The organism is Scytonema sp. PRP1 (assembly GCF_036697665.2).
Taxonomy (GTDB): Bacteria; Cyanobacteriota; Cyanobacteriia; order Cyanobacteriales; family Nostocaceae; genus Kalymmatonema; species Kalymmatonema gypsitolerans.
Genome location: NZ_JBAHYJ020000087.1, coordinates 1 through 18193 on the forward strand (window position 1 = coordinate 1; position 18193 = coordinate 18193).

Annotated in this window: 7 protein-coding genes and 1 pseudogene; 5 read left to right on the top strand and 3 right to left on the bottom strand. The window is 44.1% G+C overall.

Going from position 1 to position 18193, the window contains the following annotated elements; genetic code table 11:
* The first annotated feature begins 376 nt into the window (after positions 1 to 376).
* Positions 377 to 1993, top strand: coding sequence for a GH3 family domain-containing protein (locus V5G28_RS21955; protein ID WP_332987517.1), 1617 nt, complete (start codon positions 377 to 379; stop codon positions 1991 to 1993).
* A gap of 284 nt (positions 1994 to 2277) precedes the next feature.
* Here the strand turns inward: V5G28_RS21955 and glgP are convergent.
* Positions 2278 to 4487: pseudogene (gene glgP / locus V5G28_RS21960) on the bottom strand (alpha-glucan family phosphorylase).
* A gap of 1310 nt (positions 4488 to 5797) precedes the next feature.
* Between glgP and V5G28_RS21965 the strand changes: the two are divergent.
* The 3 genes from V5G28_RS21965 to V5G28_RS21975 all read left to right on the top strand — a co-directional run bounded on the left by V5G28_RS21965 (position 5798) and on the right by V5G28_RS21975 (position 14031).
* Positions 5798 to 6496 (top strand): DUF6875 domain-containing protein, encoded by a 699-nt coding sequence (locus V5G28_RS21965; protein ID WP_332987521.1) that lies wholly within the window; start codon positions 5798 to 5800, stop codon positions 6494 to 6496.
* Between the two features lie 135 nt (positions 6497 to 6631).
* Positions 6632 to 12715, top strand: a complete 6084-nt coding sequence (locus V5G28_RS21970; RefSeq protein ID WP_332987522.1) for an amino acid adenylation domain-containing protein — start codon at positions 6632 to 6634, stop codon at positions 12713 to 12715.
* 878 nt (positions 12716 to 13593) lie between these two features.
* A complete protein-coding gene (locus V5G28_RS21975) occupies positions 13594 to 14031 on the top strand; it encodes a DUF6918 family protein (protein ID WP_096566905.1) in 438 nt (145 codons plus the stop codon).
* 192 nt (positions 14032 to 14223) lie between these two features.
* On the opposite strand, the gene V5G28_RS21980 is transcribed toward V5G28_RS21975, so the two are convergent.
* A complete protein-coding gene (locus tag V5G28_RS21980; protein ID WP_332987525.1) occupies positions 14224 to 15441 on the bottom strand; it encodes an acetate kinase in 1218 nt (405 codons plus the stop codon).
* 134 nt (positions 15442 to 15575) lie between these two features.
* Between V5G28_RS21980 and V5G28_RS21985 the strand changes: the two genes are divergently transcribed.
* Complete coding sequence (locus V5G28_RS21985; protein ID WP_332987526.1) at positions 15576 to 16196, top strand: tetratricopeptide repeat protein; 621 nt, start codon at positions 15576 to 15578, stop codon at positions 16194 to 16196.
* Positions 16197 to 16337: 141 nt separating this feature from the next.
* On the opposite strand, the gene V5G28_RS21990 is transcribed toward V5G28_RS21985, so the two are convergent.
* Entirely contained in the window at positions 16338 to 17972 is a 1635-nt protein-coding gene (locus tag V5G28_RS21990) for an alpha-D-glucose phosphate-specific phosphoglucomutase (protein WP_332987527.1), read from the bottom strand.
* Positions 17973 to 18193: the final 221 nt, after the last annotated feature.

The following is an 18193-nucleotide window of genomic DNA, read 5'->3' on the forward strand; positions in this document are numbered from 1 at the left end:
CCTACCCCCTACACTATGATTCTTGGTCAAAAGCAACCTAGTCAGCCTGTTGGCAGTTCAATTTAGCACTTAATGAGACTGAGTCTGAAGTATCCGCTCATTTTGAGACTGCGTTGTAGTCACCGCCATCGGCAGAACCTCTGCTGGTGCGAACACAACGCCTTTATTAAATTAAGTGCATAAGTTGATTTCATTTGCATCTAATAAATAAAAGGTTTTGACTTTAACGATTGCATGGTTCTGCCTACAGTAGTTTTCTTACTTTATTAAATTTAACGTGAGTTCGACTGAACTAAAAAACAGCAGGAGGTAGTGCAGGTTAGGTTAAACTCTAGTTAGGTAAACTTCGTGAAGACATTAATTGCCAGGTGCTATTATGTACGAACAAATTAAAAGTGAAATGTCAGCTTGGTTCAAAGAATATAATAATATTTTCATCACTCAAGAAAACTTTCTGTTTTCTCTATTAAATAAACTCAAAGACACTGCTGTAGGTAAAGAAAGAGGCTACGCTGATATTAAAAGTATTGAACAATTCCAAGCTCAAACCCCTATTCAGCATTACAGCGATTTAAAACCTTATATTGAGCGGATTGTTGCAGGTGAAACCAATGTACTTTATCCGGAACCACCTACTCATTGGATTCAAACTTCAGGCACAACTGGTTCACCTAAACTGTTTCCTTATAATACAGAGTTTGAAAAAACTTTTTTTACTTCTGGCAATACTACTCTTAATTGTTTTATCTATCGTGTTGGCTCTCAAGCTTTAAAAATATTAGAAGGTGAAAGTTTATTAATACACGCTAGTGGTAATTGTGGCACTGTAGGAACTGGAACCACAAAAAAAACTCTAGCATTTGTTAGTGGGTGGATAGCAAAACATAGTTCTCCAGAAAATCCTTTTGCACCTCCTATAGGCATTCAATCGATTGAAGACTGGGACGAGAGAATGCTGCAAACAGGAGTTTATTATCTGCAAAGAAATCTCACGCGCATCGGGGGGATTACAAATTACGTATTAATGTTTTTACAAGAAATAGAAAATGCTTTTGGTGGCAAACTATTTTCAGTATTGGCAGAAAAGAATCTAGAACGAGCAGCAGAGTTACAGCAATTCTATCGAGAAGATGGCAAGCTAAAAATCTCTAGAATCTGGCCTAACTTATTATGTCTACAACTAGCTGGTGTAGATCCATATAAATATAGAAGTTGGATAGATGAAATTTTGCCTAATAGTCTAATTTTTCAGAGTTACGTTGGTTCAGAAGGTTCTTATGGATTTCAGTATGATATAAACAATCCGGCGATGGTTTTCACGCCAAACAATGCTTTCTACGAGTTTCTAGATGTTGATGAGTATATCAATTGGAAGTTTGAGAATGGAACTACTCCAACCCGATACACAGTAGCTGATGTCAAACCTGGTAAGGAGTATGTATTTTGCATCTCTAATTATCTTGGTTTTACCACCTATATTCCTGGCGACATTATTAAAATTGTTTCTACTCAGCCTCTGTTATTTTTATATTCACGACGGCTGGTAAAAGAGGTTAACATAGCAGCAGAAAAAATGAGTGAAACTCACATAAAAGTAGCTCTAAGTGAAGCAATAAGAAAGAATGAGTGTGTGCATCGGGAGTATTTATGCACGGCGGTGACTGAACCACGTCCACACTACGTTGTTGCCATTGATTTTTCTACTCCTCCACAGGATTTAGATCAATTCGCAACGGATATGGAGCAATCTATCTTTGAATTAAATGTGTCGTATGCTGATGTACGAAAAGCGAATGCGCTTCAGCCATTGCGTGTAATCAGTCTACCAGCAGGAGAATTTGACAGATATATTTTGGCAAAAACAAAAGTTGGTGAATGGAACCCAGGGCAGAAGAAGCTACCCTGTCTAACTGAGAGCCAAGATTTTCTTAATTTTTTAAGTTCTACCGCTCACTTTATGCCTCAGGGTAAGAGCAGCGTAAGCGCATCTTAACAATCATTACATCAAGAAATAAGAACCACAGATGGACACAGATGGACACAGATAGATAATTACTTCATCTAAACGAGAAGCGCTATATTATCCAGATATAGCAATCTTAAATCATAAGCCCTACGGGCACGCTACTTTGTTACCGTAAGCTCCTTGGATAGGAGACACGTAAGCAACAAGATTCCCGACTTCTTCAAGAAGTCGGGAATCTGAGGTACTCATAACATAAGAAAAGGGCAGGTTTAAAACCTGCCCGGATGCTGAACCAGAAAACTTAAAATTCTCTAAACCAGAACCTTCGCTAAAATCGGTCCAACACGAGTGGCGATTTCTGGAACGTAGACCTGGGACACGTAATCAGCAATCATCCTATCTGTGTTGAACAGCGGTGCATTCGTCTTGATTGATGCCTTCATCATCTGCACCCAGCGGTGAGGAGTGCCGTTAGCATCCTGGTCATAGTACAAAGGCACTATTTGCTCTTCCAAGAGCTTATAAAGTGATTCCGAATCTATCCTATCTTGTAAATCCTGATCGCTGGTGTGAGCGTCCTCACCAATTGCCCAACCATTTATCCCTTGACCATTGGCATCTGTTTTGTATCCTTCGCACCACCAGCCATCTAGGACGCTGCAATTGATGCCACCATTAAAGCAGACTTTTTGCCCACTTGTGCCAGATGCTTCTAAAGGGCGACGGGGATTGTTCAACCAGACATCAACGCCCTGCACGAGTTTCTGACCAACGTAAATATCGTAGTCTTCAATAAATGCAACTCGATGCTGAATTGCTGAATGTTGACACCACTCCATCAAGCGTTGAATAATCCGTTTGCCTTCTTCGTCTGCTGGGTGAGCTTTACCTGCAAAGATAATTTGTACGGGACGTTGGGCATTACCAAAAATTCTTAGCGCCCGTTCGGCGTCACGTAAAAGCAGATGACCTCGTTTATATGGGCTAAAGCGTCTAGCAAATCCGATAGTCAACACGTTGGGATCAAGCAGTGTTTCTGTTGCCTGAATTTTTTCGTATTCTTCACCGCGCTGTTCGCGTGCTTTCTTAATTTTATAGCGGGTGTGAGCAATGAGTCGCTCTTTGAGGACTAGGTGCCGCCACCACAGTTCCTCATTTGGAATTTCGTCAATTTTCTCCCATGTCTTGGGATCAATGACACGAGTTTTCCAGTCTGCGCCTAAGTATTGAGCGTACAACTCTGCTAACAAGGGAGCAGTCCAAGTGGGCGCATGCACACCATTGGTAATGTAACCGATAGGCACTTTGTCTTCAGAACGTTCTGGATACAGAATTGTCCACATTTTGCGAGAAACCTGACCGTGCAATTCACTCACGCCATTAGCAGCACGACACATCCGCAGTGCCAAAACTGTCATGCCAAAGGGTTCCCAAGGGTCGCCTAGTCGTCGTGCGCCCAAGGCAAGGAATTGCTCGCGGGATAGGCGTAACTGAGTCCAGTAATGGGCAAAGAAGGAGTCTATCAAATCTGGCGAGAAGACATCGTGTCCTGCGGGAACGGGTGTGTGGGTGGTGAACACGCAACGATTTCGTACACTGGCTTCAATGTCGTAGAAGGATCTGCCAGTGCGCTCAATTTCTTGTCTGGCAATTTCTAGGGTACAGAATGCCGCGTGACCTTCGTTAAGGTGATGGACAGAAGGTTGAATTCCCAAGGCAGTCAGGGCTTTCACTCCGCCAATTCCTAAGACGACTTCTTGGGCAATGCGAGTTTCTTGGTTACCGCCGTAAAGGTGTCCAGTCAGCCAGCGGTCGATGGGATCATTGTCGTGGCGATCGCTATCCAATAAATACAGACTGACGCGCCCCACTTGCACTCGCCAAATCTGCACTTTCACCAATCGTTGGCGAACTTCTACCTCTATTGTGATTGGTTCCCCTTGCTCATTTTTGATTAACTCCAAAGGCATCTGGGGGAACGCGTTGTCAACATAATAATCTTCTTGCCAACCGTTGCGGTTCAACCGCTGCCTAAAGTAACCTTGGCGATACAGCAAGCCCACACCGACCATTGGGACTCCCAAATCGGATGCTGATTTCAGGTGATCCCCTGCGAGAATGCCCAAACCCCCAGAGTAAACAGGGAGAGATTCATGAATACCAAATTCGGCGCAAAAGTAAGCAATAGGCGTTGGGTAATCTGCGGTGCTACGCGACTCACCCAAGTCTCTTTTGTGGTGATGTATTCGTCAAACTCACGCACCAGCGCCCCGATCTGCTTGAGGTAAAAGGGGTCTTCTGCAAGCTGTGTGAGGCGTTCGTGTGTCGCTGAGTTTAAGATTTCTACTGGATTATGCCCGCAGCGTTCCCATGCCTGGGGATCAATGGTTTGGAACAGCGTAATGCGATCGCTCGTCCAACTCCACCAATAGTTATAAGCCAAATCTGCTAACCGCTTGAGTGGAAAAGGTAATTTCTCACGCAGCGCCAAAGCTGCGGTGTTTGCACTGCTGATGTTCATAATATTCTACGTTCTCTGTTAGTTTTTCTCTTTTACCGTCAAAATCTGCTTCCTTGCCATTGCTCCTTTTGGGTTTTTGCGCTTCATTCTGCGTCTGGGAATTATCCTGTTATGCCTAGAGCAGTTTTTCGACGGTTTTTATTTTTTCCAGACTCATTCCAAATCATCCTTCTTTTTTGCCAATTTTGACAGCTTTTCTACATCAAATTAATTGACATTGTTTTAAATTAGGTTTTTTCTTGTTAAGTTTTTCTTCATAATTTAGGCATCTCAGATCTTGCACCTCTGGGTATAACCCTGGATTTAGTCAAAAGCAGCGCAATCAAGTTACGTATCTTTTCTTGGCTTTTATCAGTAAAATAAGGGCTTCAAGATTCGTAATTAGTATTGAAATAACATCAAATTTTCTTGGTGCAAAATATCAGGCATGGGGATTGCACTCAACTAGAGGTCGTTGACGCTTATTTGATAAGGATCTTCGGTAAGTTCTACGGACAGGATCGCTCACACACGCTGTGTGTGAGCTTAGTTTGTCAAGGAAACCAATTTTAGATATCTGCGGCGGGAACCCCCTTATGCCTTTAGCTAAAGCTACGTATTTTCGCTGAAGCCTAAAGTTTTTTCTCTACTAAAATTTTACTTTACCACTATCAACATAAGTTATGACAATTTGTCATATCTCTGTCTAACTAATGACACACAATATTTCTTGAATTTAGTTTAAAATGGTTTTTTCTATTAATGTTTTAAATTTGACGCAGATATTATTTTACTTAAAGATAATATGGCAGGCAGCTTTTAATTTAAAATTACTATTACTGTCAGTATTTAGCTTAAAAAATAATTATTAAAACCTTACGAGTTTTCTTTCATTATTTTAATACTTTTGTTTTTGCACTAAAATTTTACATTTTAAATAACGCTCTACATACAAACTTTACATTACTTTTGATATTAATAATAAGTGTGTAGTCAAGCAAATATCAGTGTGGTTATTTGGTAAAGAACTTTTATCCTTTTATTAGGAAAAGTAATTAGTTCTCAGCCTACTGTTTAACATCTACACTAACCAAACATCAGGGAATTGCATATTCAGTAAACTCATCCTTTGAGATTTACCTGAGCTAAACTACCTTAAATTACTAATACTTGTTGCAGCGTTACTTTTAGGTCTTCCTAAGAAATACAAACATGGAAGTATCTATCATAAATCAACGCATTTTGTGTGGGTTATGATTACCTTCATTCTGCGTAGCCTAGGCTCCTAGCGAAGAAAAACTTGATAATTACTCTCTAGTAACGTAAGTGTAATGCTACTGTACAAACCTAGCGAAATTGACCAGATCCAACAAGACCTTCCCTACGTAGTTCACATTATGCAATGGGTTCAGAGTTTTTTGGCAAAGCCTCACCCAGACTTAGGGAGAGCAGGTCCTGTTTGTCCTTTCGTACCTCACTCCATCAAGTCAAACAGCATCCAGATGGGAGTTATTCATGCTAAAAATTTGGAGCAGCAACAAGTTGAAGAAATTGTTTTGCGCTACCGAAATAACTTCCTGGAAATAGAGCCACAACACAGAGAAACCGCAATCAACAAAACCATCTTACTCATCTTTCCTGAACTTGATGCAGAAGAAACTGCCAAACTAGTTGATGGTGTTCAACAAAAACTTAAACTTTTTTTTGTGGAAGCAGGACTCATGTTAGGAGAATTTCACAAGCGTAATGAAACTCCTGGTCTACACAACTCAAACTTTCGTCCACTGCGTAGCCCTATTCCCCTCTTAGCTATCCGCTTTATGGTGGAATCTGATCTACCTTTTCTAATAAATGCAGATGATCTTGGCTTACGTATTAAGTATCTCGAAGCTTATTTACAGCGTTTTGATAATCAGGGTAGAGATAACAAAAATTTAAACAATGCTCGTCAAGCATTGGCGTTAGCACGAGAGCAAACTCATCAAGAAAATTTAGTGCATTTACGTTGTCCATATGCAGCAGCGATGTAGCTCTTATGAGGAGTAGAGCAAGAGAAACTTTGCTTGCTAATTTAGCAATTAATTTTTTTTGCTGAGTGTAACTAAATTGGAAATTACCAGCAATTATTTCTGCATTAAAGATACGTCAGTAATTTGATTTACATTATGTCCAAGAGCTTAACAGAGAAAAATTTATACCTTCAGTCCAATATTCAGCAGGACGTTCTCGGTGACAAGGGGGTGGTGGCAAACGAATTATCAATCCCCCTATCCTTTGCTGAGCAAGCCGATTTATCTGTGGTCATCCCCAAAGCAGAATTACCCAATCCACAGCAGCAACTTCTTGTGCAATGGCAACCCGCCGTTCATACCTTGTTTTCCCAACAAGTTCAACGGGTATCGCAACAACTGGCGGTGGTGGATGCACAGGTCACTTGGACTTACGCCGAACTAGAGGAACGTGCCAACCAACTCGCTCACTATCTGTTGGCGAATCACATTCAATCGCAAGATGTAGTTGCTATCTACGGACACCGTAGTGCCGAGCTAGTTTGGGCAATACTGGGCGTTCTCAAGGCGGGTGCTGCTTTCATGATTCTCGATCCGGCTTATCCTGCTTCCCGCTTGATTGATTGCCTCCAGCTTAAAAAGCCTCGCGCTTGGCTGCAAATTGCTGCCACAGGAGAACTTCCCGCAGCTCTTCAAGAGTATGTGGAAACTTTATCTTGTCACTGTCGCCTTCAGCTTTCCTCTGACTCAATATCGGTTTTATTGCAGGATTATGCCACTGTTGACCCGGAAGTGACGGTTCATCCTGATGATTTAGCCTATGTCGCCTTTACTTCTGGGTCAACAGGAAAACCCAAGGGCATTAAAGGCACCCACAGACCCCTATCTCATTTTCTGCAATGGCATGGCAAGACCTTTGGTTTTTCTGAGTCAGATAAATTTAGTATGCTCTCGGGGCTGTCTCATGATCCCTTGTTACGGGATATTTTCACGCCACTGTCGCTGGGTGCGACTTTATGTATTCCCAACCAACAAGATATAGAAACACCAGGTAAGCTGGCTGATTGGATGAGATATATGCAAATTAGCATTGCTCACCTCACACCAGCTATGGCACAACTCTTGACTGCAAACACCAATAGCAACACAACAGACCTCCGTTATGTCTTTTTTGCTGGTGATGTGTTAACACAGCAAGATGTGACTAAAATCCGCAATTTTGCTCCAAAGGTTACCTGTGTCAATTTCTATGGAGCTACCGAAACACCTCAAGCAATGGGTTATTTCATGATCCCTAATCATGATGATCGTGTTTTGGCAGCAGAAGAAAGCAGTTTCAAACAGACGATTCCTTTGGGTCGAGGCATTGAGGATGTACAATTACTGGTTGTCACCAGCAAGTTGCAGTTAGCTGAGATTGGAGAGGTTGGAGAAATTTATGTCCGCACTCCTTACCTAGCCTCCGGTTACGTTGGCAGTGATGAACTGACTCAAGAACGATTTATTATCAATCCATTTACGAACATCGCTTCTGATCGGCTTTATAAAACTGGCGATTTAGGACGCTACTTACCCGACGGCAATATTCAATTCCTTGGTCGCATCGACCAACAAGTCAAGATTCGAGGCTTCCGGATTGAACTGGGGGAAATTGAAGCAACACTCGCTCAACACCCAGCGGTGCAAGAGACTGTGGCGATTGCCCGTGAAGATGTTCCTGGGGACAAGTGGTTGATGGCATATATTGTAGTCAAACCGGAGCAAGTTGCCCCAAGCTCAAGTGAATTGCGCGGCTTTTTGAAGGAGCAACTACCCGATTACATGGTACCAAGAGCCTTTGTCTTCTTAGAAGCCCTACCATTAACACCCAATGGCAAGGTAGACCGCCGCGCCTTACCAGCAGCAGATACATCCCATTTCAACGATACCAACAGCTATGTGCCACCCCGCAACCCTACACAAGAGGTTTTAGCGGCTATTTGGGCGCAAGTTTTGGGCTTGGAGCAAGTAGGCATTTACGACAACTTCTTTGAATTGGGGGGACATTCACTGCTAGCAATACAGGTGATGTCTCGGATACGCCAAGCCCTTGGTGTAGAAATTTCCTTGCAGTTGCTGTTTGAGAGAGCAACGATCGCACAATTAGCAAATGCAATTACCACCAGTCTAAACCAAGGGACTCAGCAACACCAAAGCATTACCCGACAAGCCAACCGACAATCAGCCCCTCTCTCCTTTGCACAAGCAAGACTGTGGTTTTTGGCACAACTAGAGCCAGACAGTGCAGCATATAATGTTGTGGATGCGATGCAGTTGCAAGGCAACCTCAACGTCGATGTATTGCAACAGTCATTGGATGCGATTGTTGCCCATCACGAAGTTTTGCGAACCAACTTTATTGCAGAAGATGGCAACCCGGTGCAGGTGATTCGTGAACCTCAGTCAGTGGAACTAAAAGTGATTGACTTGATGGATTGTCCGGATGAACGCACAACCGTTGTACAACGATTACAACAGGAAGCGCAACGTCCCTTCAACCTCTCATCAGATTTGATGCTGCGTGCGTGCTTGTTGCAGATATCACCACAAGAGCACATCTTGCAATTGGTCATGCACCACATCGCCACTGATGGCTGGTCGATGGGCGTTTTATTTGAGCAGTTGACAACGCTGTACCAAGCATTCCTTGAAGGAAGGCGAAATCCTTTGCCAGAACTGCCCATCCAGTACGGCGATTATGCTGTTTGGCAGCGCCAATGGCTTTCTGGTGAAGTGGTAGAAAAGCAACTCAAGTATTGGAAACAGCAGTTAGCAGGTGCAACCCCAGCCCTAGAATTGCCCACTGATAGACCGCGCCCTCCAGTACAAACTCGCCAAGGTGCAAAACAATTTTTCGTACTCCCCAAAAATTTATCTGTATCATTGAGCTTACTGTCACGGCAAGAGGGAGTAACGCTGTTCATGACATTGTTGGCGGCGTTCCAAACCCTGCTGTATCGCTATAGCGGGCAACAAGATATCCTAGTTGGTTCTCCTACCGCCGGACGCAATCGAGAAGAGATAGAAGGGTTAATTGGCTTTTTTGTCAATACCTTAGTACTGCGTACCGATTTGTCAGGCAACCCCAGTTTTCGGGAACTGTTGCAAAGAGTGCGATCGCAAGGAATGTCCGCCTATGCCAACCAAGACCTGCCTTTTGAAAAGCTAGTCGAAGAACTGCAACCAGAGCGTTCCTTGAGCTATCACCCCCTGTTCCAAGTTATGTTTGTTTTGCAGAATGTACCCAGACAAACATTAGAGTTGCCAGGACTCAGCATCTGTGCTCTTGAAGTGGATAATTTCGCATCGCAGTTTGATTTGACCTTGTCGATTGAGGAAACCGAACAAGGACTGCGAGGAGTGTGGGAATACAGCACCGACTTGTTTGAGGCTGATACAATACGCCGGATGAGCGGGCATTTCCAGACACTTCTAGAAGAGGTGACAGCTAACCCACAGCAGCACGTTAACAAATTACCACTACTCACAGCAACTGAAAGACAGCAATTACTGGTAGAGTGGAACGATACCCAAGCAGATTATCAACACCAGTGTATTCATCAGTTGTTTGAGCAGCAGGTGGAAAAGACGCCTAACGCCGTGGCGGTGGTGTTTGAAGATGAGCAACTGACCTACCAACAGTTGAACAATCGGGCTAACCAATTGGCACATCACTTAAACACTCTGGGTGTCGGTCCCGATGTCCTCGTTGGCATTTGCATGGAACGTTCCTTAGAGATGGTAGTAGGACTACTGGGAATTCTCAAAGCAGGTGGGGCTTATGTGCCAATAGATCCAGCGTATCCAAAAGAGCGCTTAACCTTCATTTTGGAGGACACTCAAACACCAGTCATGCTCACCCAAGAAAAATTGGTCAACAACTTACATCTTGGGTCGCAAGTAATATGTTTAGATTCTGATTGGGAACTGATTGCCAACAACAGCCAAGAAAATCCGATGTGTGAGGCAACAGTTGATAACCTAGTTTACGTCATTTATACCTCTGGGTCTACAGGCAAGCCTAAAGGTGTGATGATTCCGCACCGTGGAGTTTGCAATATGCTCCACTGGCGACAAGCAACGTTTAAACTAACTCAACAAGACAAAGTCTTACAAACCATTTCTTTGAGCTTTGACCCCTCAGTATGGCAGATATTCTGGCCATTGTTATTTGGGGGACAATTGATTATGGCTCGCCCCGGTGGACATCAAGACCCTGCTTACCTGGTGAAGGTCATTACCGAACAGCAGATTACTGTAGCTGCTTTGGTACCATCCCTGATCCGCGTTTTACTTGAGGAAAAGCGAATTGAGAATTGTACTAGCCTTAGACACGTTACCAGTGGCGGTGAAGCTTTAGGGGTTGAACTTATAGAGCGCTTCGTTGAGCGTTTAAATTTGGAAAATGTTCTGATTAATTGCTATGGTCCAACAGAAGCTTCGATTGATACCACGTTCTGGATTTGCCAGCGCGGGACTGATCACACTATTGCTCCTATTGGTCGGGCGATCGCCAATGTACAAGTTTATATATTAGATGAAAATTTACAGCCTGTGCCTGTTGGTCAATCGGGTGAGTTGCACATTGGCGGTGTTGGTTTGGCGCGAGGTTATCTCAACCGTTTGGAACTGACAAAAGAAAAGTTTATTCCCAACCCCTTTAGTAGCGTACCGGGCGCACGTCTTTATAAAACTGGAGACTTGGCGCGTTACTTACCGGACAGGAACATAGAGTTCCTTGGTCGTATTGACCACCAAGTCAAGATTCGTGGCTTCCGTATTGAGTTGGGAGAAATTGAAACCGCCCTAGGTGAACATCCTGCCGTGCAACAGACTTTAGTTATGGTAAAAGAGGATGTTCCCGGTGACAAGCGGCTCGTGGCATATGTCGTACTACACCCAGAACACATTGCCCCTAGCCCAAGTGAATTGCGCGGCTTTTTGCAGGGTCAGCTACCCGAGTACATGGTGCCAAAAACCTTTGCCTTCTTGGACGTGATGCCATTAAACCCCAATGGTAAGGTAGACCGCCGCGCCTTGGATGCGCTTGACTTAGCTTTGCAAGAGCCACAAGCAACCTTTGTTGCCCCCCGCAATGAGTTAGAACAAGAGCTGACACAAATTTGGCAAGAAATTTTAGCTGTACAACTTGGTGTACAATCGATTGGTATCACAGATAATTTCTTTGACTTAGGCGGACATTCCTTGCTAGCTGTAAAGTTGTTCGCGCAAATCGAGAAGAAATTTGGCTTCAAGCTGCCCCTAGCTACCCTCTTCACTGCAAATACAGTAGAATCTCTTGCCAAGATACTTTCTCAGGAACAAGAAAAAGCAGTTGGTCATCAGGTTTCCAGAGCAGGACATGAAGAGGAGAAATCTGTTGCTCCTTGGTCATGCTTGGTAGAAATTCAACCCAAGGGTTCCAAGCCGCCTGTGTTCTTCATCCACCCAATTGGTGGAGAAATTCTGTGTTACCGCCCTTTAGCGCTGCATTTGGGGACAGACCAACCAGTTTATGGGCTACAACCACAAGGGCTAGATGGAAAACTCCCTCTCTTAACCCGGGTGGAAGACATGGCAGCGCTTTATATTAAGGAAATCCAAACTATTCAACCCAATGGTCCTTATTTTCTTGTCGGGTACTCCTTTGGCGGTATGGTTGCCTTCGAGATGGCTCAGCAACTTTCTACACAGGGTCAGGAAGTCGCTATTTTAGCTATGCTTGATACTTGCCGTCCGGGTTACAGCACGCGATTGCCATTTTGGAAGCGAGTTTTCGTGCATCTAGACAATTTGTTACGCACTGGACCTGCCTACCTTAAGAAAAAGCTTGTGGGCTGGTACAAGTGGGGTATGTACCATCTGAGAGAGAAATATATGCGTTTGTTGGGAATAAAGGAGCCTTCATCTAAGGATGACAAGTACTGGGAGATCGTAAATGCTAATATGCAGGCTGTGACCGCATATACCTTGCAAGATTACCCCGGTCGAATGACCCTCTTGCGGACTGACGATAAAAGTCGAACTGACGCAGTAGGGGAACAATACGATCCGCAATTTGGTTGGGGCGATGTAGTCACTGGCGGAGTAGATATCCATTATATTCCCGGTGGTCACTTTACCTTTCTTGACGAACCCAATGTACGGGTACTAGCAGAGAAATTGAACGATTGCTTGGAAAAGGCGCAGCGTAATTTGTAATTGGTAATGGTCGAATTAAATTGACCGAACTCACGTTGCAAGGGGAGAGGCTTTTACCGTAGCCCCTTCCCTACTAACTTTGAGGGCTAGGAGGTCGGAGGAACGCGATAATTTTTCCAAGTTCTGGAGTCTTTCTTAGTAATCTATGACTGCAAAGGAGTGATGAAAGAAAAATTAATTTGACTTAGTATCTCGAATATATTTATATCTTTATATGATTTTTCATTTCATGGAAAAATTAGCAAGGCTGCAACTCTAAGAACATCACATAGGACTCCTATTTGATTTTTGAAAAAACTCAGTACAACTCGAAGAGCTTTTTTTCCTGTTGCCTGTTCCCTACCCATATAAATAAGTATGGCTATGGCTGACGCCACGGCTAGCACCTAACGCCACGCAAGCGAACAGAAATCAAAGCGGACTGCTATACAATACGTAATCATAAAAAAAATTAATAGCTACTGAAATCCTTACTATAGTAATCCTAATTGATTTGTGAGAATTGAAAGCCACAGATACCCGACTTCTTTGAAAAGTCGGATATCTTGTTTCTCAGGAATGATTTAGGGTTGCTATATAGCAATCCATGCGGGAATTGTGAACTTATCGTTAAGCAAGTCTTAAGCCCAAAATCAGTTTTGACAAGTGAGATCTTGAGTTTTGACGACCCAGATTGTGCGTTTCACAAGTCAAATCGGACTGCTATAGTTTTCTTTTTGCTCACTTTTTCCTGTAAAACTCATATTAAACTTTTTATGAAGAACTTCTGAAAAATTTGATGCTCATCCTGCATTTCTCATATGATTTCCTGTTGTTTCCTGTTCACTATTAAAATTAATTGAATAGAATGACGGGCTTTCACATTAAGGAGAATCGAAATGGGACTTAGCAATGGTCTGTCAGATCCAAATAAAAAGAATATGGTGGTGGCTGACTGCACAAAGTTGTTAGACACGCAGGTTGCTTCAATGGGAGGAGTTTCTGGTCTCGCTTTGAAAGCCGGTTACGCGGCTGTAAAAGGGATCGCGCCCAGTTATTGTGCCGAAGCCATCGAGCGTCTTTTGCCGGACTCTTTCACGGCACTTGATCCGATTTGGAGTGAGGGCGTACAAACGGGGAACCCGGCTGAACACCTGATCCAGAACCGCTCTCGCACGGCGGACGCATTGCTGGGCATCACTGACGCAAAGATCGAGAAAAGCAGAAACACAACCGTGAAAGGGGTATATGGCAAACTCCGTAACTCAGCTAAAAAGCACGTGGAGGAGGCGGTACCAGGGTTAGCTAAGATTATTGATAACTACACCAAGAGCTGAACGCGTATTTGGTGATAGCTGTTGACTGCTGAGTGTTACCACTCAACAGTCTCAAGTTAGCTGTTTGAATGCAACTTGGTATGGTAAATATAATTACAGCAGTTCAAATACATTGTTAAAGACAATTTGTTGAGGCGATCGCCCAAAAAGTACATTCACGACGGTCAAATTATTTATCGCTTTATTTGTCGCTCAACAAGAACGCCTCACAAGTCGCCAACATTCACAAGCAATTTCCCAATCTTCTTCAGTGTGAATCACCAATACGCGTACTGCTGAGTCAGCGGTGGCAATATCGATATCAACAGGCTTGTGTGCATTTTTTTCGTCGTCAAGTTTTAGCCCTAAAAATGCAAAAGCTTCGCAAGCGGCGGCGCGAATGTCAGGAGTATTTTCACCTACACCTGCGGTAAACACCAATGCATCTAATCCCCCTAAACTAGCGAGCATCGCACCGATATAAGACCGTAGGTGATGCACGTAGATATCCCACGCCAGTTGAGCACGGGAATTACCTTGAGAAATTGCCTCCCTAATCTGTCGCATATCATTAGAGATACCAGAAATTCCACGTAAGCCAGACGCACGATTTAGCACATGGTCAAGATGCTCAACCGAGTTATCCGATTGCCGCAACAGGTGAATCAGAATCCCTGGATCTACAGCACCAGAACGAGTGCCCATCATCAATCCATCTAGGGGTGTAAATCCCATAGTCGTGTCAACGCTGCGACCGTTTTTTATCGCGGCTAAAGAGCAACCGTTGCCCAAATGACAGGTAATGAGTCGCACAGATGCTAATTCTCGACCGAGGATGCGAGCAGCACGCGCAGCGCAGTACTGATGACTGATGCCATGAAAGCCATAGCGACGGATACCTTGCTCTACCCACTCATAGGGACCAGGATAGATGGCTGCTGCATCAGGGAGATGAGAATGAAATGCGGTATCAAATACTGCAATTTGAGGAACAGATCCCCAATGTTGTTCAATCGCTTTTATGCCTTCCAAATTGGCTGGATTATGGGCAGGGGCAAGAGTTGCAAGATGGGCGATCGCCTTTTTCACATCCTCAGTAATCACCACACTCTCACGGTAATCTTGCCCACCATGTACCACGCGATGCCCCACCACATCAATTTCTGATGGCTGAGTAATCACCTGAGTGGAACCGTTGCACAGTGTATCAAGCATACGAGCCATGACTTGATCTCGTGAGTCTGCTGGGATTTTCTCTTGCAATTCACCCTTGGCTGTTTTGACCTCGATTTCTGCAAAGCCTTGTTGGTGAGTCCAGTCTACTTTCGCTTCCCAAAGCGGTTTGAGCGGTTCTTCGGGGATGTCACCCGTAATCTCGTACACACAACTCTTTTGACTGCTAGATCCGGCATTCAGTACCAGTATTTTCATGAGGAGGCAGAAACTCATTTTCACAGTGGCTATGGCAGAAACAATTATGAGATGATTTCACTCGACGAACATCTGTCTAATGTGTCGTGTCCTAAATATTTTTAACAAATAATATTACGAACAACAAAGAAAAGATGAACTTAAGCAATTTACTGGAAAAAGAACTTGCCCGATGGAATGATATTATTTCTATCCGTACGAATAATCCCAGAGCTTACATACACCGGGGGATGGTTCATTTTAAGTTAGCTAACATCGATGAGTCCATTGCTGACTTCGACATTGCAGAACAACTGGACTCTCGTTTAACACCATACTTGTGGCAGCGGGGGCTATCATACTACTACGCTGAAAAATTTGCTGATGGTGCCAAACAATTTGAGGTGGACTTGAGCGTTAACTCTCAAGATGTGGAAGAAACAATATGGCGCTATCTTTGCATCGCCCGCCTTTACGGTGCTGCCAAAGCACGTCAGTCTTTGTTACCAGTGAAAAATGATCCCCGACTTGTGATGCGGCGTGTATACGATTTGTATGCAGGAGATTGTTCAACAGATGATGTCCTGGCTGTTGGTACGAACAACGACAAGCGTGCCAAGTTTTACGGTTATCTTTACGTAGGATTGTATTTTGAAGCAGAGAACCGCACAGACGAAGCGCGACACTACATGATTCAAGCATTCAACGAATACGAGATTGACGATTATATGTGGCACGTGGCTGCCATACACCAAAAATTGCGAGGATGGGATTAGGTGCACCCCACCCCTTTATCCCCTCCCCGCTTGCGGGGAGGGGACGTGAAGCGTAGCTTTACGGGGGTGGGGTTCCTAGGGTAATGACAAGTATTCATCCGGACTTGATATTATCTATTGCTCAATGCCCACCCCTAGATATCAGGTAATCACAGTTGGCTTGTCCATTCCAGTTAAAGTACGAATTTGGGCAATCTCATCTGCAATGGTGATAAGTTCTGCCAGTGCTTGCTGGGGGTCAAGATTCTGCTTTGCGGGATCGGGTTCGTAGCTTTCTAAATAAAGCCTTAATGTCGCGCCTTGTGTACCTGTACCAGATAGCCGGAAGACAATCCGCGAACCATCGGTGAAGCCAATGCGAACACCTTGCTTTTGACTAACGCTACCATCAATTGGGTCGGTATAGCTGAAGTCATCACCGTACTCAACCTCGTAGGAACCATACCGCTTCCCTTTGAGGTTTGGCGCAATAGCACGCAGACTTGTGATTAAGTTGTTCGCGCGATCGCTATCTACCTCTTCATAGTCATGGCGAGAGTAATAATTCCGCCCGTAGGTTTGCCAATGTTCTGTGACAATCTGCTCTACTGACTGTTGCCGCACTGCTAAGATATTTAGCCAGAACAACACTGCCCAGAGTCCATCTTTCTCGCGGATATGGTTGGAACCTGTACCGAAACTCTCTTCACCGCACAAGGTTGCTCTACCTGCATCTAGCAGATTCCCAAAGAATTTCCAGCCTGTGGGAGTTTCATAACTTTCAATTCCCAGATGTTTCGCTACACGGTCTGCTGCTTGACTGGTGGGCATAGAGCGGGCAATTCCAGCAAGACCAGAACTATATCCAGGAACCAATTTGGCATTTGCTGCGAGTATTGCTAAGCTATCGCTGGGAGTGACGAAAAATCGGCTACCCAAAATCATATTGCGATCGCCATCTCCATCAGAAGCTGCACCGAAGTCAGGAGCATTTTCCCCGAACAGAACTTCCACCAAATCATGAGCGTAAACGAGGTTGGGGTCGGGATGTCCACCGCCAAAGTCCTCCAGAGGTGTGCCATTCGTGACAGTCCCTTGCGGTGCGCCCAAACGCTCCTCAAAAATATTGTGAGCATAAGGACCAGTCACAGCATGCAAGGAGTCGATGCACATACGGAACTGTCCGTTTGTTACCAGTTCGCGGATACGGTCAAAGTCAAACAGCGACTGCATTAACTCTGCGTAGTCTGCGACAGAATCAATGACCTCCACCGCCATATCGCCTATATTGAAATTTCCTAATGTATCAAGATTGACATCAGGAGCTTCCAATATTTTGTAGCTATCAATCTCTTTGCTACGTTGATACATGGCTTCAGTCACTTTTTCTGGGGCTGGTCCACCATTATCAATGTTGTATTTTATTCCAAAATCACCTTCTGGACCACCAGGGTTGTGGCTTGCGGAAAGGATTATACCACCAAAAGTGCCATACTTGCGAATAATAGCAGAAGTAGCCGGGGTAGAAAGAATCCCACCTTGACCGACCAGCACTCGACCAAAGCCATTAGCGGCTGCCATTTTCAGGATAATTTGAATTGCCTGACGATTATAGTAGCGACCATCGCCTCCCAAAACCAGAGTCTGACCTTGATATCCTTGCAGGCTATCAAAGATGGACTGCACAAAATTTTCTAAGTAATGAGGCTTTTGGAAGACAGAAACTTTCTTTCTGAGTCCAGAAGTACCTGGTTTCTGGTCGGTAAACGGTTGGGTTTGTATAGTTTTGCTAACCATAGCGATATTTGAGGCAGAGTTCACAACAAAAATTGCTTGATAGTCCTAACACTACTTAAGCAGATGTTGCCGCAACAACCTCGTGTTAAGTTCTAATTTCCTTCCTCAGGTCGAATCTTAATGGAGCTTCAATCTCATTTAACGGTATGTTTGAGATAGGCATTTTGCCTAATTATGTTTTGTTATCAAAACAAACTGCATACCTGCTAGATTGTCAAATT